The following is a 20658-nucleotide window of genomic DNA, read 5'->3' as shown; positions in this document are numbered from 1 at the left end:
CACCCGCCGTGGACGACCTCATCGAGTGGCTCCGTAGCCGACCCTCGTACCAGGGCCAGATTCGCGACCACCGTCGGGTCCCCGGCCGCGACCCCTCCGTTTCGGACGTCGACCTCGAACCGCGACTGGCGTCGGCGCTCTCGAAGGAAGGCATCGACGGGTTGTACGACCACCAGGCGCGGGCCATCGAGGCCGTCCGCGACGGGAAGAACGTCGTGCTCGCCACCCAGACGGCCTCGGGGAAGAGCCTCGCGTACACCGTCCCGGCGTTCGAGCGCGCCATGGACCACGGCGGCCGCACACTGTATCTCGGGCCACAGAACGCGCTCGTCGCCGACCAGACCGAGACGCTCACGGACCTCGCACACGGGCTGGGGTTCGGCTCGCGCGTCTCGGTCGACCAGTACACCGGACGGCTCTCCAAGGCCGAAAAGCGGGACGTGCGCGACGCGATGCCAACGTTCTTGCTCTCGAACCCCGACATGGTCCACTACGCCCTCCTCCCCCACGCGGGGCGACTCTGGGAGTGGTTCTTCTCCTCGCTCGAACTGGTCGTCGTCGACGAGGTCCACCAGTACCGCGGCGTCTTCGGGAGTCACGTCGCGCTCGTCCTCCGACGCCTCGCTCGCGCCTGCGAGCGGTTCGACGCCGACCCGCAGTTCGTCTGCTGTTCGGCGACCATCGGCAACCCCGTCGAACACGCCGCGCGGGTGACCGGCCAGGCCGAAGAGACGTACGAACTCGTCGACACCGACGCCTCGGGGACCGGACCGCGCCACTGGCTGTTCTGGAACCCCCCCGAGTACGAGGACGGGGAGGGGAGCGGTCGACGGCGGTCGAGCCGCGACGAGTCGACCTCGTCGACGGGACGTCGACGGCGGTCGTCGCACGTCGAGACGAAGAACCTCCTCGTCGACCTCGTCGCGACGGGGTACCAGACGCTCGCGTTCACCCGGGCGCGACAGACCGCCGAACGCTACGCGACGGAGACCGCCTCAGCCCTCCGAGAGCGGGGTGAACACGACCTCGCGGGGAAGGTGGCGGCGTATCAGGCCGCACTCACTCACGACCGCCGTCGACAGCTGGAGGCGGCCCTCCACGCCGGGGACCTCCGGGGCGTCTGGTCGACGAACGCTCTCGAAGTGGGCGTCGACGTCGGCGGGCTCGACGCGGTGTTGCTCGACGGCTACCCCGGAACCCGGATGTCGACCCACCAGCGCGCGGGGCGGGCAGGCCGCGGTGACGACCCCGCGCTCGTCGTCCTCGTCGGCGGGGAGGACCAGCTCGACCAGTACCTCATGAACTCCCCGGAGGACTTCTTCGACGGCGACCCCGAGCGGGCCGTGACCGACCCCGAGAACGACTATCTCCTCCCGGGACACGTCGCCAGCGCCGCCGCCGAGAGCTGGCTCTCGCCCGCTGACGAAGCGGTGTTCGGCGAGTCGTTCCCGGACGTCGTCGCTCGACTGACGGAGGAGGGACGGCTGGAGCGTAGACAGACGCCCGACGGGATGCGGTGGATTCACTCGGGGAGCGAAAGCCCCCAACACGAGATGAGCCTCCGGACCATCTCCGACCGCGAGGTCGATCTGTTGGACGCGCGCTCGAACGAGGTTGTCGCTTCGCTCGCGTTCGACGACGCGCTCCGCGACGCGCATCCGGGAGCTATCTACCACCATCAGGGGACGACGTACGAGGTTTCGAAGCTCGACCTCGACCGGGACGTCGCCACCCTCGAACGGACGTGGGCGGACTACTACACCCGTGTCCGACACGACAAACAGGTGACCGTCGAGCGCGACCGCACGTCGAAGCCGCTCACGGCACGTCCCGACGTCGACGTGGTGTTCGCCGACATCACGATGCGGAAGCAGATTACGGGGTACGAACGGCGCGATGCCCGCCAGGGGACGACCCTCGGCCAGGAGGCGCTCGACCTGCCCGAGACGACGCTCCGGACGAAGGCGCTGTACTTTACCGTCCCGCTCGACGTCGAAGCGGAGATGCGCGAAATCGGCGGTGAGACGGGGTTCAACGGCGGTATCCACGCCGCCGAACACGGGATGATATCGCTCTTCCCGCTCCACTTGCTCTGTGACCGCGCGGACATCGGGGGGCTGTCGACGCCGTACCACCCACACACCGACCGCTCGACGGTCTTCATCTACGACGGGCACCCCGGAGGGGTCGGTCTGACCGAGAGCGGCTACGAGTCGGTGGAGGAACTCATGACGCGGACGGCTCGGCTCATCGACGGCTGTGGCTGTCACGACGGCTGTCCGGCCTGCGTCCAGTCGCCACACTGTGGGAACGCGAACGAACCGCTCGCGAAGGAGCCGGCGGTGCGGTTACTCGAGTCGCTGACCGGCGACGACTGAGTCGATTGCTCCATCACGAGCCGAAACCGAGAGACAGAGCGGTGCCGACGTCGAGGTTCGGACTGGGTGTCGCGGCCGACGCCACTCGCGAGGCGCGCACGCGTGCAATCAATAGATATTTTAGGGCGGCCTAAAAATGCGGAGGTAATGAGTCAGGACATCTGCGTCGTCGTCCCAACCATCAGAGAGTACGAGTGCGTGCGGGCCTACGTGGAGAACGCCCGACATCACGGATTCGACACCGACCGCCTCTTCTTCGTCCTCGTGACGGAGGACTTCTGCGACAGCGAGGCGATGACCGAGATGCTCGCCGACCTCGACGTCGCCGGCGAGGTGTTCGACGGCAGCCGTCGTGAGGAGTGGTTCGAAGCCCACGGGGTGTCGGAGTTCTCCCACCTCGTCCCGGCGGCGAGTCACGCCCAGACGAGTTTCGGGCTGTTGTACCTGTGGGCGAACGACTTCGCGTACGGCGTCTTCATCGACGACGACACCCTGCCGCACGAGGAGTGGGACTTCTTCGGGCGGCACATGGCCAACCTCGCGTTCGAGGGTGAGGTCGAATCCGTTCGGTCCGACGAGCACTGGGTGAACGTCCTCTACCAGGCGTTCGACGACCACGGCCTCTACCCCCGCGGGTACCCCTACGCCGCCATGGACGAGACGGTCGAACGAGGTGTCACGGACGTCGACTACGTCGTCGCCTCACAGGGGCTGTGGACCAACGTGCCCGACCTCGACGCCGTCCGCATCCTGATGGACGGCGACCTGCGGGGACAGGCACAGACCCGAACGACGAGAGACCACTTCACCGGCGACTTCGTCGCCGACCCGGGCCAGTATCTCACCGTCTGCTCGATGAACCTCGCGTTCCGCCGCGAGGTGGTCCCCGCGTTCTACCAGCTCCCGATGGACGACAACGCGTGGGACGTCGGCCGCTTCGACGACATCTGGTCGGGCGTCTTCTTGAAGCGCGCCGCGGACCTCCTCGGTCACGACGTGCTCTCGGGCTTCCCGCTCTGTGAGCACAACAAGGCCCCCCGGCCGACGTTCGACGACCTGAACAACGAGGTTCCCGGCCTCGAACTCAACGAACACCTCTGGGAGTACGTCGACGAGGTCGGTGACGACGCCACCTCCTACGCCGAGGCGTTCCGCGCGATGGCCGACCGACTCGCCGAGGGCGACTTCTCCGACCTGAACAACGGCGCATTCTTGAACCACTGCGGCGAGTATATGCGCGACTGGCTCGCGTGTCTCGACGCGCTGGCGGCCGTCGAGCCACAGCCCGCGCCGGCGGACGACTAGGGTCGTCGGGAGACGAAGCCGGCGAAACCGGTAGGTATTTAGGTTTTAGGCGGGCCTAAATCAATGTATGAGCGACGATTCGAACCCAGGTCGAAGTCGACGTCAGTTCCTCGCAGTCGCCTCGGCCGTCGGCGTTGCGTCGGTCGCGGGGTGTGGCGGACAGGGCGGCGGTAATGAAGACGGCACCGCGACCGAGAGTACCGGCGGTGACGGTGGTGGCGGTGGCGGCGGCGGCGGCGGTGGTGATGCCGCCGTCGGACAGATCGGGTCCGGCCGCTCCCCGTTCGGCGACCGTCAGCTCTCCGGCGGCGTCTCGATGCGCGAGATGCCGGAGCTCTCCGGCGAACTCACCCTCTACTCCGGCCGCGGCGAAGCGCTCGTCGGCGAACTCATCAGCTACATCGAGGAGCTCTACCCCGACTTCACGGTCCGTCCCCGGTACAACTCGGCCTCGGACCTGGTGAACCAGATTCAGACCGAGGGGGGCAACTCCCCCGCGGACGTCTTCTTCTCGGTGAACGCCGGGGCGCTCGGCGCGCTGAAGGACGCCGGTCGGACGGTCGAACTCCCGCAGGAAGTGCTCGACTTAGTCCGCGCGGAGTTCCACGACCCCGACGGCCAGTGGGTCGGCACCTCGGGTCGTGCGCGGACCATCCCGTACAACACCGACAGTCTCTCCGACGCGGACGTCCCCGACGACATCTTCGCGTTCCCCGAGACGGAGGCGCTCCGCGACTCCATCGGCTGGGCGCCGACGTACTCGTCGTTCCAGGCGTTCATCACGGCGATGCGCGTCCTCAACGGCGAGGAAGAGACGCGCGCGTGGCTCGAAGGGATGCAAGAACTCGGCGTCCAGGAGTTCTCCGACGAGTTCCTCGTCTCGCAAGCGGTCGCCGACGGGGAGATAAACGCCGGCTTCGCGAACCACTACTACATCCAGCGGGTCCTCGCGGGGCGACCGAACGCCCCCATCTCGACGGCGTTCACCGAGGGCGACGCCGGTGCCATCTTCAACGTCGCCGGCGCGCTCGTCATGGACACCGCCGAGGACCGGACGCTGGCGTCGAACTTCGTTCGGCACCTCCTTTCGGCTGAAGCCCAGGACTACTTCGCACGGACGACGTTCGAGTACCCGCTCGTCTCCGGGGTCGACCCCATCGGGGAGCTACCGAGTATCGACGAATTGAACCCACCCCAGGGGTTAGACCTGACACAACTCTCGGACCTCGAAGGGACCGTCCGACTGCTCCGGGACGTCGGGGTGCTGTAAGCAATACAGAAACGATGGCGACAGACCAGGGAATCACACAGGAGACGGCCGACGACCCGCTCCCGCTCGGCCTCACGGTCGCGGCAGCAGGTGTCGCAGCAGCCGTGCTCTTGCCCCTGGTCTGGCTCTTCCGAACGGCGTTCGACGTCGGGTCGGCCGAGGCGGTCGCGCTCCTCACCCGCCCCACGACGCTCGAGGTGTTCGTCAACAGCGCCCTCCTCGTCGCCGGGGTGACCGGCGCGTCCATCGTTCTGGGCGTGCCGCTCGCGTACCTCACCGTCCGGACGGACCTCCCGTTCGCGCGCTTCTGGACCGTGGCCGTCTCGCTCCCGCTCGTAATTCCGAGCTACATCGGGGCCTTCGCGTTCGTCTCGGCCTTCGGACCGAGAGGCGCGTTCCAGCGACTCCTCGCACCCCTGGGTGTGGAGTCCCTGCCCGAGATCTACGGCTTTCACGGCGCCGTCCTCGTGCTCACCCTGTACACCTACCCGTACGTGTACATCACGACGCGAGCGGCGCTGAAGTCGCTCGACACGACGCTCATCGACGCCGCGCGGACGCTCAGACACTCCCGCCGAGAGGCGTTTCGCCACGTCACCCTCCCACACATTCGTCCGGCAGTCGCGGCGGGAGCGCTCCTGGTGGCGCTGTACACCCTCTCGGACTTCGGGACCCCGGCCATCATGCAGTTCGACGCGTTCACGCGCGTCATCTACGTGGAGTTCAACGCCTTCGGCCGGGACACGGCGACGCTCCTCTCGCTTCAGCTCGTCGGCCTGACGGTGTTCATCCTCGCGCTGGAGTCGAAGGTCAGCGGGAACGAGCGCACGGCGGCCGGCGGCCGGTCGAGCGACGTGGTCGCGCTCGGCCGGTGGACGCTCCCGGCGCTCGCCCTCTGTGCGGGGGTTGCCGGGCTCGCACTCGTCGTCCCGCTCGGCATCCTGCTCACCTGGCTCGGCGACACGACGGCGGTGGGCCAGGGCCTCGCGTTCCGCCCCGAGTACGCGCTGAACTCGGTCGGCGTGTCCGCGGCCGCCGCGCTCGCGGCGACGCTCGCCGGCCTGCCGGTGGCGTACCTCGCCGCGAAGCGCGACTCGCGGCTCGCGATGCTCGCCGAGCGCGCGACCTACGTCGGCTACGCGGTCCCGGGCGTCGTCCTGGGGCTGGCGCTGGTGTTCCTCGGGACCACCGTCGCGACGCCCATCTACCAGACCACGTTCCTGCTGGTGTTCGCGTACGTCGTCCGGTTCCTCCCACAGGCGGTGGGGTCGCTCCGGGCGTCGTTCCTCCGCGTCGACCCCGCGCTCCCGGAGGCCGCGCGAACGCTCGGGCGGACGTCCGTCGGCGCCTTCCGCTCGGTGACGCTCCCGCTCGTCGCCCCCGGCCTGCTGGGCGGCGCGGCGCTCGTCTTCCTGACGACGATGAAGGAGCTCCCGGCGACCCTGTTACTCAGGCCGTCTGGGTTCAAGACGCTCGTCGTCCATATCTGGACCGCCTACGCGGCCGGATACTTCGGTCAGGCGGCAATCCCCGCGCTCATCCTCCTCGGCGTGTCGGGGCTGTCGATGCTGGTCATCCTCTCACAGGAGGGATACGATGTCAGATAGTGTACTCTCAAACCGTGACGGACGGACGGAACCGGGTTCGAACTCGACCACCGCGTCGGACGCGCAGACGCCGGTGCTGGCGCTCGAAGACCTCTCGAAACGCTTCGGCTCTGAGCCCGTCATCGACGACCTCTCGCTGTCGGTCACCGAGGGCGAGATACTCACGCTGCTCGGCCCCTCAGGCTGTGGCAAGACCACGACCCTGCGGCTCATCGCGGGGCTCGAGCGTCCCGACAGCGGCGTCATCCGACTCAACGGCGACCCCGTCTCGGGTGACGGCTCGTTCGTCGCGCCCGAAGAGCGCGGCGTCGGCGTCGTCTTCCAGGAGTTCGCGCTCTTTCCCCACCTCACGGCCGCCGAGAACGTCGCCTTCGGTCTTCAGGACCTCTCAGCGGACGAGACGGACCGGCGCGTCGATGACCTGCTCGACCTCGTCGGCCTCGAGGCGCAGGCCGACTCGTACCCGGACGAACTGTCCGGCGGACAGCAACAGCGGGTCGCGCTCGCGCGGTCGCTCGCGCCCGAACCCGAGATTCTCCTCCTCGACGAACCGTTCTCGAACCTCGACGTCGACCTCCGCGTGGCGATGCGCGAGGAGGTCCGCGACATCATCAAGGCGGCCGGCGTCACCGCCATCTCCGTGACCCACGACCAGGAGGAGGCGATGAGCATCTCCGACAGAGTCGCCGTCGTCAACGACGGCCAAATCGAACAGATCGGCGAACCCGAGAGCGTGTTCCAGCACCCGAAGTCGCGGTTCGTCGCCGGCTTCCTGGGCTACGCGTCGTTCATCCCGGGCCGCGTGGTGGGCGACATCGTCGAGACCGACGTGGGGTCGGTCCCGCGCGCACAGATTCACGGCCTCGCGCCCGAGTACGACGACACCTGCATCGACATCCTCGTCCGACCCGACGACGTGCGCGCGGACCCGGTCTCGGTCGCGACCGACGGGAACGGGGACGGGGACGACGGCATCGTCGGCAACGCCGAGGTGAAGGCCAAACGCTACCTCGGCCCGACCATCCTCTACGAGGTGGCGCTCGACGACGGCTCGCGGGTCCAGTGCATGCACAACCACGACGAACAGGTCCCGCTCGACTCGCGCGTCGACCTGACGCTCCAGGCGGACCACGAACTCGCGTGGTTCCCCTGCGAACAGCGTCCGGCCATCGAGAACCGCGAGGACCAACTCCGCCACGGCGCAGACGACTGACCGACCGTGGTCGTGGCTTCGACGCTCGTCCGACGGAGCCGTCGGTGGCTCTCTCGGCGTTCGTTCCACCCCCTCGACGCGCTCGCCGTCGTCGTCGCGCTGGCGGTCGGCGCGGTCGTCCTGTGGGTCTCGATGGACCTCTTCGCGTACCACTCGGTGAACGACGACGAGGGCGTCTACCTCCTGCAGGCGGCGATGCTCCTCGAGGGGAAGATGTTCTTGACACCACCGGCCGATATCGCCGACCTCGTCCGCCCGTGGTTCTTCGTCGAGGAGTCGACATCGGCGGGACCACAGCTGTATCCGAAGTACGCGCCCGTTCCGGCCGCGATGTTCGCCGTCGGGATGCTCCTCGGCGAGCCACGACTCACCCTCGGGGCCGTGGCCGCCGGGTCGAGTCTTCTCCTGTACGTCCTCGGCCGCGACGTCGCCGACCGCACGACCGGGCTCGTCGCCGTCTGCCTGTTGGCGACCGCGCCGCTGTTCGTGCTCTCGTCGTCGGTGTTCCTCCCCTACGCCCCCACGACGTTCTGGAACCTCGCGTTCGCCGTCGCGTACCTCCGCGCGGTCCGGCGGGACAGCCGTCGCTACGCCGTCGCCGCGGGCGTCGCCGTCGGCGTCGCCTTCTTCGCACGTCCCTACACCGCGGTGGTGTTCGCCGCACCGTTCATCGCCCACACGCTGTGGCGGCTGTGGCGAGGGGTCCAGAGTGGGCGGATGAGACGGCGGATCGAACTCGCGACCGCCATTTCGGTCCCCGGTCTCTGCTTCGTCGCCCTCACCCTCGCGTACAACGTGGTTGTGACCGGGTCGGCAACGACGTTCCCCTATCAGGCCTTCGCCCCCCGCGACGGACTCGGCTTCGGCGAACGGGAGATCCTCGGCTACACCGAACAGTACACGCCCGCGCTCGGGGTCGAAGCCGCTGTCGAGGCGCTGTCGCTCTTCGTCACGGCGTTCGCCCCGCTCGGCGTCCTCGGCGTCGTGCTCGCGGCCGCCGGCGTGTCCGTCGCGCTGCGCGAAGCGTGGGTCGACCAAGAGGAGAGTCTAGTGGTGTTCGGGCTCGTCCCGGCTGTCGTCCTCGGCAACGTCTACTTCTGGGGGACGCTCAACGGGCTCCGAAACGGACTCATCGACCTCCTCGGACCGTTCTACCACTTCGACCTCCTGGTGCCGGTGTCGCTGTTCGGTGCCGTCGGCCTCGTCACGCTCGCCCGCCGGGTCCGCGCCGCCGTCTCCGCCCGGCTATCCCCGGGTCGCGCCCGTCTCGTGCTCGTCCTGTGTCTCGTCTGTGCGGCCCCCGTCGTCGCGAGCGCCGAGCGGGCGGCGCTGTCGGAACCCTGGGCGGAGAACCGCCAGCGGACCGAGAACCTCGGGGCGACGTACGAACCGTTCCACGACGAGACGTTCGACGACGCGCTCGTCTACACGCCTGACCCCTACGGCGACTGGCAGCAACACCCCTTCCAGTACCTCCGCAACGACCCCGGTTTCGACGGCTCGTCGCTCTACGTCCTCGACGAGGGGCCCGACGCCGACGTCCGCGCGCTCGACGCGACGACACGGACGCCGTACCGCTTCACCTACCGCGGCGAGTGGACCGGTGCCGTCACCCCCGTCGAACCGGAACTGACCCGGCTTCGCGTCCTCGAGGGGGAGCGCGTGTCGGCGACCTCCCGCTTCGGGGCCCCCGACGGCGCGACGTCGGCCTCGATTCGGCTGGAGACCGAATCGGACGTCGCCCGCTATCGCGTCGACTCCGCCGACGGACACGTCTCGGTGGCGTGGGACCTCTCGGCTCAGGGCGCGTCGGTGACGAACCACCCGCAGGCGGCGGGTCCGACGCGCGTCGACCTCCCGTCCGGCGCGAGCGAGGTCGACCTCGTCGTCCGGTTCGCTACCGTGGGCGGCGCGTCGGTCACCTACCGGCAGGAGGCGACCGTCTCCGCGGAGGACGGGCGCATCCGGGTCCTCTGGCCGCCCGAGACGAGGGTTTGTCGGCTCCGCCCCGAGTGTGGCACCGAGGGGACGTGGGTCGGCCCCGACGGGGAGTACCTCTCCGGCGTCTCCGTCGAGACGGCCGCGCGGGTCGCCACGACGGACTCCTGACTCGCGGGCGGGAGAGCTGTCCGATGGCGCGATAGTGTGTGATTCGAGAGCAAACCACATAGTCGAGCGTGTCATACGGACTGACATGCACATCCACGCGGTTCGGACGGGGACGGTCCGATTGAAACGCCGATACGTCACCGCACGGTGGCGGCGGCGACCGCTTCGGTTCCTCGACGTTCTCGCCGACCGCACGTGGACCGCGCCGCTCCCGGTGTACGCGTGGGTGGTCGACCATCCAGCGGGCCCCATCGTCGTCGACACGGGGGCGACCGTCGCCTGCTACGACGGTGGGCGGGGCGGCTGGCTCTCCACACGGGTCGCGCGCCGGACCGAGTGGTTCGACGTCGCCCCCGAGGAGGAGGTGGGCCCCCAGCTCCGTGCGCTCGGTATCGACCCGAGCGACGTCCGCTGGGTGGTGCTGACCCGGCTCGCCCCCGACCACGCCGACGGCGTCCCCTACTTCCGGAACGCGGACGTCGTCGTCTCGCGACGGGAGTGGGACTCGGTCGGCGCTCCGGACGTGTGGCCGTCGTGGGTCCGTCGTCGACTCGTCGACTACGACGGCTCGTTCGAGTCGTTCCCCGAGAGTCACGCCCTCGCGGAGGGGGTCGTCCTCGTCGCGACGCCGGGGGCGACGCCCGGACACCAGTCCGTCATCTGCCACAACGACGAGTGCGCCGCGTTCCTCGCCGGCGATGCGACGTTCACGCAGGCACAGCTCCTGACGGGTGCGGTCGCCGGCGGTGTCGCCGACTACGACGCGGCGGCGAGGAGCATCGAACGCATCCGGGCGTTCGCGACCGGGACGCCGACGGTCTATCTCCCGTCGCACGACCCCGACGCCCCCCACCGACTCCGCCGGCGCGAGACGGTCCCGCTCGCGCACGCCGAACGGGCAGGGGACGCGCCACTGACCTGAGTCTCACCGCGACCGCAACGACTACCCACTCCTCGCCGAATAGCGAGGCATGTCCGAGTACGTCTGCGAACACTGCGGCGAGTCGGCGAGCTTCGAACGGCAGTCGGTGGCCGTGTGGGAGGGTGACGTCCCGGTTGGCAACGCGCTCGTACTCACCTGCTCCGAGTGCGGGGTGTTACAGGACGTCCTGTCGGCGCCGGCGGGTCACTGAGCGGACTCGGGGTCGAACGGAAAAGCGATCGAACCGGAACTCGCCGTCGTCCGGCGGTCGGCCGACGGGCGAGCGGTCAGCGGTGGTCAGTCCGGGTCAGGGTCAGGGTTCGCGCCGCCAGACGATGGCCTGCGAGTTGTCGAGTTCCACGTGAGCTCCAGCGTCGACGCCCGGGGCCGCGAGCGCGACCTCCCAGCCGTCGGTGGGGATGTCGGGCATCTCTTCTTGCAGGGTTTCGGGCGACACCTCGACGGGGACGCCCTCCATGTTCGCGGCGAACAGCAGTTGTTCGTCGTCGTCGGGGGAGATGCGGAAGCCGTAGTAGAGGACGGTCCCTTCCGTGGGATGGCGGTAGCCGTAGTACTCGTCACCCTCGAAGCCGACGTCGGCTCGGAGCCACGGCCGCTCCTGACGGAACTCCCGCACGCTGAGGTCGAAGGCGGTGCGCTCGTCGTCCTGTGCGTCGTGCCAGTGGGCGAGGTTGGCGAACTCGTGGACGTCCTGCATCCACGCGTAGGCGTACTCCTCGAGGTCGGCGGCGGAGAGGTCGTCTCCCAGCGGAGAGTCCATCGCCGAGAGCATCCCCGCCATCACGTCGAGGTCGTAGTCGGTCGATTTGACCGCCGCCGACAGCGCGTTCATGAACGTCAGCAGTTCAGCCTTGTCCGCGAAGCCGAGCGCCTTGATGCGCTGGAAGTGTTCGTCAGACTGGAACTGCTCCTCGCGCACCTGCCAGTAGATGAACTTCGACTCGTCGGAGACGACCTTCACGTTCCAGATGGAGTCGGTGTCGCGGATGAAGCCCCACGGGGCGCGCATGTTGGCGTGGACGAAGTCCATCGGGACCCCGGGCGCGAAGCAGTAGAAGAACATCGACGACGCGGGGTTGTTGTACGCGGCGTCGAGCGTCTCGGGGTAGTCCTCGCCGAGGTAGGGGTTGACCGGCGACTGGTTGAACTCCACCGTGGGGTCGATCTGCGTTCCTCTCCTGATGGTGTCGTGGTTCGCGACGCCCGTGAGCCACTGGCTGCCGAACTCACAGACCTCCTTGACGCGCCACCACTTCGTCGCCCAGAACGTCAAGAGGGCGGGCGTGTTGTGCGCGAAGGTGATGGGCGACCACTGGAACGAGTGGGGGTGCTGTTCGATGAGCGCTCTGTAGGAGGAGGCGAGTTCCCAGTCCTCGCGCGGCCACGGCCGGCCGTCTTCGAAGATCATCCACGGGCGGTACTCGGTTCCCGCGACCTCCTGGGTCACCGCGTCCATCTCGGCGAGGAACTCGTCGTCGTGGACGTTCTCCTCTTCGCCCAAGTCGTAGTAGGTGAAGTCCTGCGCGCCGTCGACGCGGATGCCATCGGCTCCATAGTCCATCCGACGGCGCTGGAGTTCGAGCAGGACCGCCCGAACGGTGGGGTGTTTGTAGTGGAGGTGTTTGCCGTACATCCCCGGCCCCTCGAAGTAGTAGTCGTTCAGGAGTTCGGCACCGCGGTTGTCGGCGTGGCCGAGCGCGACGTCGAAGACGACCTTGATGGGGTCGGGCAGATTGTGACACGCGGCGATGAAGTCGACCAGTTCGTCGGGGCGGCCCGTCTCCAGGACGCCCGGGTTCGTCGCCGAGTACGCCGAGACGACGATGTCGTAGCCCCAGTTGATCATGTCGGGGCGGTCGACCGCCACCGTCAGCGAGTCGCCGTCCCCGTCGTCGGACTGCTCGCGCCAGTAGTCGTCGAACTCGCGGTTCTCGGTGAGCGGTTCGACCGGCATCAGCTGGATGCCGTCGTAGCCGACGAAGTTGCGTTCTGCGGGAGTGAGTTCGTCGTCCGCCTCGAGTTTCTCGCCGATAGTCTCGTACTGGCGGGCTAAGCCTCCGAGGGTGCCGTCTTCGGTGGCAGTTCCGGGGTGGATTTCGACCATGGCGTTCGCGGGGTCCACCCGTGGAAGTCCGTCGTGTTCCGTCGTGGAGACGCGTTCCTCGTCGGTTCCGAGCTTCTCGAAGTACTCGCGGTCGGCGCGCGAGGCGTCGAGCGACTCCCAGTCGTACAGCTCGGGAGGCGCGAACGCACCGAACGGCGTCGAGTACGCGAGCGGGTCGGTGACCGTCCCGGTCCCGTCGTCCGTCTCGTAGACGAGGCGGTAGAACGCGCCGAACCGGTCGCGGGTCCCCGCGCGGACGTCGGCGGCGGCGACCCAGTGGTACTCGCCGGTCCGTTCGACGGGCAGTCGGTCGCGGTGGAACTCGACCTCGAGACCGCCCTCGTCGGCGTCGTCGTAATCGACCTCGGACGCCGGCGTCAGCAGTTCGAGGGAGACGTCCGCCTCGGCGACGCCCTCGTCGAGCAGTTCGGGCGTCCAGAAGCCGAACTCGGCGACGCCGGCGTCGGGGTCGTAGTGCGCCCCGAGTCGCGTCACGAGTTCCTTCGCGGCCTCGAAGTCGTCGTCGTACCTGGCGACGACCGACTCGTACCGTTCGACGAGGTCTGCCGTCGCCGCGTCGTCGCGGGTGGGTTCGGTGTACGTGACCTGGCTCATCGCTCCTCCAGTACCGTGACGCTCTCGACCTCGACCGTGCCCTCGTCGACGACGTTCTCGCCGCTGATGAGGTTCGTCCCGTCGACGTCGGCGTCGATGTCGACGTACTCGGGCGCGTCACCGAAGTTGAGGACGACGACGACGGACTGACCCTTCGCCTCGCGGCGGAAGGCGGTCACGCTGTCCGAGTCGGCCTCGTAGTCGACGCGGTCGATGCCGCCGCGGAAGTCCAGCGCCGGCGTCTCCGAACGCATCTCGATGAGATGCGTGTAGTGCTCCTGAATCTCTTCGCGCGCGTCGTCCCACGCGAGCGCGTCCCGGCGGCCGCGCTGACCGAGTTCTTGCCCGCCGTACAGCATCGGGACGCCCGGAAGGGTGAAGAGTGCGCCCGCGGAGGCGAACGCGGCCTCGTCGCCACACTCGACGATGTAGCGCGTCTCGTCGTGGTTCTCCTGGTAGAGCATGAACGACGCGTGGTCGGGGAAGCCGACCTCGGTCCGCTGCTCGACGGCATCGAGGATGGCGTCGGCGGACTGGTGGCCGTTGCCGACCTGTCGCAGCGTGAAGTACAGCGTCGTGTCGAAGTGCATGTCGAACATCCCCTCGTGGAAGTCCGCGATGTAGGGGATGGTCTCGTCCAAGAGGAGGAAGTCGGGGTCCTGGGACTTGACGCGGTCGCGCAGTTCCTGCCAGAAGGTGAAGGGGACGGCCCACGCCATGTCACAGCGGAAGCCGTCGACGACCTCGAACCACTGCTGGACCGCGTCGAGGAGGTAGCGGCGGACCTCGAGGTTGTGGTAGTCGAAGTTGGCGATGTACTCCCAGTCGAAGTAGGTGCCGGGCTCACCGTTCTCCTGCCACTCGTACCAGTCGTAGTACTCCGAGTCGGGGTTCTTGTACGCGTCCTGGAAGTACGGGTGCTGGCGCGCGGAGTGGTTCAAGACGAGGTCGAACAGGACCTTCATGCCGTGGTCGTGGGCGGCGTCGACGAAGTCCTGGTACGCCTCCATGTCACCGAGGTCCTCGGCGATGTCGTAGAAGTCGACGATGTTGTAGCCGTGCGGGGCGTGGTCGTTCTGCAGAACGGGCGTAAGCCAGAGGCAGTCCACGCCGAGTCCCTGCAGGTAGTCGAGCCGTTTCTCCAGCGCCTCGAAGGTGTTCTCGGCCTCGCCGTCGTCGGAGGCGAAGCCGCGGACGTAAATCTCGTAGAGGGTGACGTCCTTCGACCACTCCGGCGGCTCGTACAGCCGACCGGTCTCGACCTGTTTCGACCCGCTCTCGGCGGCGACGCCCCCATCCGTGCGAGCGCCCTCACCGAAGTCGACGGTGGTCCCTTTCACGCGGATTTCGATGGCGTCCGCGACGGAGTACTCCGCGTCGATGGAGACGGCGTGGACCCGCGTCTTCTCCTCGAACGCGTCGACCGGCATGGTGAGCGTCCAGCCGTCGATTTCGACCGTCGAGTCGTCGACCGGCCAGCGGTCGTCGACGATGAACTCGACGTCGAGGTCCTCACGCGGGGTGGAACTGTTCGGGTTGGGCTGTGGGTCGGCCTCGACGACGACGGTGTCGCCCTCGACGCGACCGCTCAGACGGATCCGCGGGCGGCCGCCGCCGGTGCCTTCCTTCTTCGCGCCGAGCGCGCCGCTGCCGGAGCCCGAAGCGCCAGAGATGCCGGAGACGCCCGAGACACCGGAGATACCCGAAACGCCCGAGACACCGGACACCCCGGAGACTCCCGACTGACCCGAGGAGCCGGCGCTGCGGCCGACGGGCGCGAGTTCACTGGGGAACGCACGGATGGTGAGTTCGTCGACGCCGAGCGGCCCGGTGAGCTCGAGGACGAACGTCCCCGCCGCGTCGGGGGTGAAGTCGACGACCGGGTCGTCGCCGAGCGAGAGTTGACTCGACACGGGGGCGCTCTTGACGCGCCAGCTGTACTCCGCGTCGGGGTCGGGGTCGCGCGGGGCGACCTGTACCGTTTCACCGACTGCCATGAACTGGGGTGGACCTGGGTGGTTCATAGGGCCTAGTGTTGAACAGAGCCACTTTTGTTTTGCGAAACCGACGAGTCATTGACTACAGATGTAGTGGATGGCGTGACAATGTTTATATGCGTAGAGAGACCCACGTGTTATCGAACGCAGTGCCACAGGATTCCCCGGTTCGCCAGGCACGGATACCGCTCGGTATGAGCAGTGCCACCGGTCGTACGCGAGGGATTTCGTCAACACTTATGTACTCCGACTATTCCATCAGGCCATGAGACTGAGAACCGCACTCAATGAATACAAGCGGGACCGCGGGGAACGTTTCCCCGAGGAGTCCCCGACGGCCGCGGGCGCGTTCTCCGGACACGGAGACCGACTCGTCTACGTCGACCCATCCGGGTCTATTCGGGACTACTCTTCGTCGCTTTCGGGCCTCTACGGCATCGACCGGTCGCGGTTCGGCATCGAGACCGGCGACGGAACACAGTGGTTCGACGACCTCGAACCGGTACGGCAACACTACTACCGCGAGACGACGCTCGTCGAGACCGAGTACGACGCCGGCGAGTACACCGTCCACCAGTACGACCTGACGCTCGGGCGCGCCCACGTCACCCACGTCGAACTCCGGGGTGCCATCCCGACCGACGCGCACCTGACGGCGTTCCTCACGTTCGCCCCCGAGGGACGCGAGACGCGCGTCGGCCGCCTCATCCACGAAGAGGGTGGCCCGAACGACACGAAGGCCGTCGAGGTCTTCCACCGCACCGAACACGACTACGTCACCGCCTCGACCGGGCTGGACGACGTCCGCGGACAGATCCCGGAACGGTTCGACGAGATGCTCTCGGACGACACGTTCGAGTTCCCGCGCGAGGCCGTCCTCGAACGGTACGAGGACACGCACCTGAGCGGCGACGTCGTCGTCAGCGCCCCCCTCGAACGCGAGGGTCGGGCCGCACAGACGACGCTCGTCACGCAGCTGTCGGACCACTCCGAGGTCTCGCGCGAGGACGCGCTCGCGGACCTCCGCCACTGCGCGCTCAACCACGTCACCGCCGACGAACTCCGCGCGGGGGCACGCGAGCGCGCCGAGGTGTACGTGCCGGAGGAGACGCCCCGAGAGGACATCTGTCGCGCGGACCTCCGCGCGCTGTCGCTGCTCAAGGCACCGAGCGGCGCGCACATCGCCGGCCCCGAGTTCGACCCGTTCTTCGCACACTCCGGTGGGTACGGCTACACCTGGTTCCGCGACGACTCGGAGGTTGCCCGTCACCTGCTGGAGGCGGACCAGGCGTTCGAACTCGACGTCCGCGACCAGCTCACGACCAGCGCGCAGTTCTTCGTCGACACACAGCTCGACGACGGCTCGTGGCCCCACCGCTCGTGGGCGGCCGACGGGTCCATCGCCCCCGGCTGGGCGCACGCACGAGTGGAGAAGTCCAAGAAGCCCGAGTACCAGGCCGACCAGACCGCGTCGGTACTCACCTACCTCTCGACGCTGCTCCGCACGCGACGCGACGACCTCGACGACGAACTCGCCGGCGAGATCCAGCGGACGCTCTCGGACGGCGTCGAGGCGCTCGACGAGACGCTCGACGACTACGGCCTCCCCGAGGAGTGTCAGAACCTCTGGGAGAACATGGTCGGGCAGTTCACGCACACGACGGCGACGTACCTGCAGGCGTACTCGGCGGTCGCCCGCGCGCCCGTCCGCGACGAACTCCGCGAGCACGCCGCGTCACAGGCCGACGTCGTGTTCGAGGGGCTCGAGGAGCTGTGGAGCTCGAAGACCGAGACGTACGCACTCCGGCTCCGCGGCAACGACTTCGACACGCGGCTCGACTCGGGCACGTTCGCGCTCGTCGACGCCTTCACCGAGTACGACGCCCTCGACGACCTCTCGGAGACGCACGTCGACCGCCTCGTCGCCCACGTCGAGCAGACGCTCGACGGACTCTACCGCGACGTCGGTCACTCGAACGTCGAGGGGCTCATCCGGTTCGAAGAGGACTACTGGCGCTCGGCGGAACAGCACGAGGAGAAGGTCTGGTCCGTCTCGACTGCCTGGGGTGCGAGCGCGGCCGCCCGACTCGGCGCGCTCCTCACCGAACTGGATCGAGAGGAGGACGCCGAGGCGTTCTTCGACGAGGCCGCGAAGCTCTACCGGTGTATGGGCCCCGATAGCGGGCTCGTCACCGACGCGGGCTACCTCGCAGAGCAGGTGTTCGACGACGGCACCTACGACTCCGCGGCCCCGCTGGGGTGGCCCCACGCGGTCCGCCTCCAGACGACGTCGCTTCTCTCGCGATACGACGCGCTTCCCTCGCCGAAGGCGGCACCCTCCGGCCCCGAGAACCTCCCCCGGTGGACCACCGGCGAGAAGTACGGCGTCGGGACCGTCGCCGACCACCGCGCCGAGGACTCCTCGCGCGTCTGGTTCACCCTCACCGAGGGCGCGCTCACGGAGCTTCGGTTCCCGCGCGTCGACCTGATGAACCTCCGGACGCTCGACCTCCTCGTGGTGGACGCGGACGAGGACTCGACCTACACGGCGCGGACGCACAACGAGACCCGCCGCGACGACCACGCCGACACCATCGACCGGCACGCGGAGATGACCGAGGACGATTCGCTCCTCTTCAGACACGTCATCACCGAGACCGGCGACGGCCGCGGCCACGAGTGGAAGCTCACCGTCGAGTACGCGACCGACCCCCAGCACGACGCGCTGCTCGCGGACGTGCGGTTCGAGGCCGACGACGACAACGAGTACGAGCTGTACGCCGTCGCCAACACCGCCCTCGTCAACACCGGCTCGCAGGACCGGGGCATCCGACTGGGCCAGATGGGCGGCTACCACCTCGTCGCCCGCGACGCCGAGGCGTACGACGTCGGTGAGGCCGGCGAACCGCTCCTCATCGACGAGAACGGCGACGAGTACTCCGTCGCCGTCGCGCTCACCTCCGCGGGACGCTTCGACTGGGCGACGGTCGGGGTCGCCGGGTCGTCGCACCTCGCCAGCCTGTTCTCGGAGGGCGAACTCCCGACGCCACAGGAGCGTGCGGACAACGAGAACGTCGTCCTCATCGGCCGAATCGGGTCGGGCCCCGACGTCAACGAGACGCTCGCGCTCGGCTTCGCCGAGAACGCCGACACCGCGGCCGCGCTCGGTGAGGCCGCCGGGGCACTCACCCGAGGCTACGAGACGGTCCGGGCCGCCTACGCCGACTCGTGGGAGGAGTTCCTCGCGGACAAGTCCGTCCCCGCCTCGGTCTCCGACGACGACGACCTGCTCGCACAGTACAAGGCCGCGCTCATGTCGCTGCGCGCCGTCGAGGACAAGACGTTCCAGGGTGCGGGTCTCGCCTCCCCGTCGGTGCCGTGGGGCGAAGCCGTGGCCGCCGAGGAGTCGAAGGGGTACGGCTACAACTTCACCTGGTCGCGCGACCTCTACCAGGTGTTCACCGTGTTCGAGGCCGTCGGTGACATCGAGACGGCCATCGACAACCTGTCGTACATCTACAACTACCAGCAGGACGCCCGCGGCTTCATCCCGCAGAACACCTACCTCAACGGGCGGACGCGGTGGGGCGGCGAGCAGATGGACAACATCTCCTTCCCGCAGGTGATGGCGTACATGCTCGCACAGAACGGCGTCACCTTCGACGACGTGGAGTACTCGTACGAGAACGTCAAGCGCTCGTCCGACTACGTCGCGCGTAACGGGCCGCCGACGGCCCAGGAGCGCTGGGAGGAAGAGGCGGGCTACTCGCCGTCGTCTATCGCTGCCGAGATCGCGGGCCTCGCCTGCGGTGCGGCCGTCGCCCTCGAGGAGGGCCGGACCGAGGACGCGCTCATCTGGCTCTCGCTCGCCGACGACTGGACCGAGAGCGTTGAGGAGTGGACGGCGACCGAGACCGGCACCGAGCGACACACCAACACGCCGTACTACGTGCGCGTCACCCGCGACGGCGACCCCGAGGCGGGTCACCTCCGCACGCTGGCGAACAACGGCCCGACGCTCGACGAGCGCGAGATCATCGACGGCGGCTTCCTCGAACTGACGCGACTGGGTATCAAGCCGTGGAACGACGAGGTCATCCAGAACACCATCGAGGAGGTCGACTCCACGATTCGCGTGGACACGCCGAACGGTCCCGCCTTCTACCGCTACAACGGCGACGGCTACGGCGAGCGCGAACGCGGCGAAGAGGGCGCGCCGTGGTCCGTCGAGGCGAAGGGGAAGGGCCGGCTCTGGCCCATCTTCACCGGCGAGCGCGGCGAGTACGAACTCCTCAACGAGGAACGCGACGAGCCGGAACTCGACCCACAGCACCTCCTCGAGACGATGCAGCGCTTCGCCAACTCCGGTCGGATGATCTCCGAGCAGGTGTGGGACCGCGAGTACACGACGGCGTACAACTGGCGGTTCGGCGAGGGGACCGGCGCGGCGACGCCGCTGGCGTGGTCGATGGCGCAGTACGTCCGCCTCGCTCACAGCATCGACGTCGGCGAACCGGTCGAGATGCCCGAGTTCGTCCGCGAGCGCTACCTCGAGAGCGACCTGCCCGCCGGACCGGAACTGCGCGTCAACACGCGGTTCGAAGGCGACAGCCTCGTCATCTCCGGAACCACCGACGGCGTCGTCGTCTCCGTGAAGACGCCGAGCGAGACGCGACTCGTCGAACCGGACGACGACGGCGAGTTCTCGGCGAAACTCGGTATCGAGTACGGTGAGAACCAGGTCACGGTCGCCACCGCGACCGACGAGGACCTCACCGCCGCCGGCACGACGGTCACCCGCTTCACGCTCTGAGGCGGGAGGCGGACCGCATCGCGCTGACGACCCGTTCTCGCAGTTCTCCGCGTTCTTCGACACGAAGCCCCACGAGCCGGCAGACGTGTCCGTCTGGTCCCGTCCGTGTGCGTATGGTTCACGATACCACGCCTGAAACACGTTTACAAGAACGCACGTGCAGAGGGAGAGTAGGCCGCGTTCGCAACCGACGACGCGTGCCGTCTCCTACCCGCTCGACGCTCGACCGCCTCCGCCCGCCCCCGCTCCGCTTCGCCCTCCACCACGCCGTGCCCGGGGCGTCCCGGCGTCTCACGTCACTGCA

Annotated in this window: 11 protein-coding genes; 9 read left to right on the top strand and 2 right to left on the bottom strand. The window is 68.3% G+C overall.

All coding sequences use genetic code 11. The features are described 5' to 3' along the window. The first annotated feature begins 8 nt into the window (after positions 1–8). The 8 genes from E6N53_RS08815 to E6N53_RS20695 all read left to right on the top strand — a co-directional run bounded on the left by E6N53_RS08815 (position 9) and on the right by E6N53_RS20695 (position 11015). Positions 9–2378: a DEAD/DEAH box helicase gene (locus E6N53_RS08815; RefSeq protein WP_142858561.1), complete on the top strand. Its 2370-nt coding sequence runs from the start codon at positions 9–11 to the stop codon at positions 2376–2378. A gap of 147 nt (positions 2379–2525) precedes the next feature. Continuing rightward, positions 2526–3683 (top strand): alpha-1 4-glucan-protein synthase, encoded by a 1158-nt coding sequence (locus E6N53_RS08810; protein ID WP_142858559.1) that lies wholly within the window; start codon positions 2526–2528, stop codon positions 3681–3683. A 67-nt stretch (positions 3684–3750) separates the two neighbouring features. Next, complete coding sequence (locus tag E6N53_RS08805; RefSeq protein WP_142858557.1) at positions 3751–4953, top strand: extracellular solute-binding protein; 1203 nt, start codon at positions 3751–3753, stop codon at positions 4951–4953. A 14-nt stretch (positions 4954–4967) separates the two neighbouring features. After that, positions 4968–6560 carry an ABC transporter permease gene (locus E6N53_RS08800; RefSeq protein WP_142858555.1) on the top strand — a complete coding sequence of 531 codons (1593 nt, stop codon included), beginning with the start codon at positions 4968–4970 and terminating at the stop codon, positions 6558–6560. Beyond that, positions 6550–7773: an ABC transporter ATP-binding protein gene (locus E6N53_RS08795; protein WP_142858553.1), complete on the top strand. Its 1224-nt coding sequence runs from the start codon at positions 6550–6552 to the stop codon at positions 7771–7773. Before E6N53_RS08800 ends, E6N53_RS08795 begins: the two co-directional genes overlap by 11 nt. Positions 7774–7785: 12 nt before the next feature. Beyond that, on the top strand, positions 7786–9882 hold the full coding sequence (locus E6N53_RS08790; protein WP_236642330.1) for a DUF7846 domain-containing protein: 2097 nt from the start codon (positions 7786–7788) through the stop codon (positions 9880–9882). Positions 9883–9967: 85 nt separating this feature from the next. Further along, positions 9968–10804, top strand: a complete 837-nt coding sequence (locus E6N53_RS08785; RefSeq protein WP_142858551.1) for an N-acyl homoserine lactonase family protein — start codon at positions 9968–9970, stop codon at positions 10802–10804. A 49-nt stretch (positions 10805–10853) separates the two neighbouring features. Then, positions 10854–11015, top strand: a complete 162-nt coding sequence (locus E6N53_RS20695) for a hypothetical protein (protein ID WP_161569894.1) — start codon at positions 10854–10856, stop codon at positions 11013–11015. 102 nt (positions 11016–11117) lie between these two features. On the opposite strand, the gene gghA is transcribed toward E6N53_RS20695, so the two are convergent. Together gghA and malA are read right to left on the bottom strand one after the other, a co-directional pair. Beyond that, positions 11118–13544, bottom strand: a complete 2427-nt coding sequence (gene gghA, locus E6N53_RS08780) for a glucosylglycerol hydrolase (protein WP_142858549.1) — start codon at positions 13542–13544, stop codon at positions 11118–11120. Further along, entirely contained in the window at positions 13541–15541 is a 2001-nt protein-coding gene (gene malA / locus E6N53_RS08775; RefSeq protein WP_142858547.1) for an alpha-amylase MalA, read from the bottom strand. Before malA ends, gghA begins: the two co-directional genes overlap by 4 nt. A 265-nt stretch (positions 15542–15806) precedes the next feature. Between malA and E6N53_RS08770 the strand changes: the two genes are divergently transcribed. Next, on the top strand, positions 15807–20354 hold the full coding sequence (locus tag E6N53_RS08770; RefSeq protein WP_142858545.1) for a DUF7997 domain-containing protein: 4548 nt from the start codon (positions 15807–15809) through the stop codon (positions 20352–20354). The last annotated feature ends 304 nt before the right edge of the window (positions 20355–20658 follow it).

This window comes from Salinigranum halophilum (genome assembly GCF_007004735.1).
GTDB classification, from domain to species: Archaea; Halobacteriota; Halobacteria; order Halobacteriales; family Haloferacaceae; genus Salinigranum; species Salinigranum halophilum.
Note: the sequence above shows the minus strand (reverse complement) of the source record. Positions and strands in the feature narration are given on the sequence as shown.

Coding starts and splice junctions, on each gene's coding strand:
- E6N53_RS08810 (WP_142858559.1), top strand. CDS start 2,526: ATGAGTCAGGACATCTGCGTCGTCGTCCCAACCATCAGAGAGTACGAG.
- E6N53_RS08805 (WP_142858557.1), top strand. CDS start 3,751: ATGAGCGACGATTCGAACCCAGGTCGAAGTCGACGTCAGTTCCTCGCA.
- E6N53_RS08800 (WP_142858555.1), top strand. CDS start 4,968: ATGGCGACAGACCAGGGAATCACACAGGAGACGGCCGACGACCCGCTC.
- E6N53_RS08795 (WP_142858553.1), top strand. CDS start 6,550: ATGTCAGATAGTGTACTCTCAAACCGTGACGGACGGACGGAACCGGGT.
- E6N53_RS08785 (WP_142858551.1), top strand. CDS start 9,968: ATGCACATCCACGCGGTTCGGACGGGGACGGTCCGATTGAAACGCCGA.
- E6N53_RS20695 (WP_161569894.1), top strand. CDS start 10,854: ATGTCCGAGTACGTCTGCGAACACTGCGGCGAGTCGGCGAGCTTCGAA.
- gghA (WP_142858549.1), bottom strand. CDS start 13,544: ATGAGCCAGGTCACGTACACCGAACCCACCCGCGACGACGCGGCGACG.
- malA (WP_142858547.1), bottom strand. CDS start 15,541: ATGGCAGTCGGTGAAACGGTACAGGTCGCCCCGCGCGACCCCGACCCC.
- E6N53_RS08770 (WP_142858545.1), top strand. CDS start 15,807: ATGAGACTGAGAACCGCACTCAATGAATACAAGCGGGACCGCGGGGAA.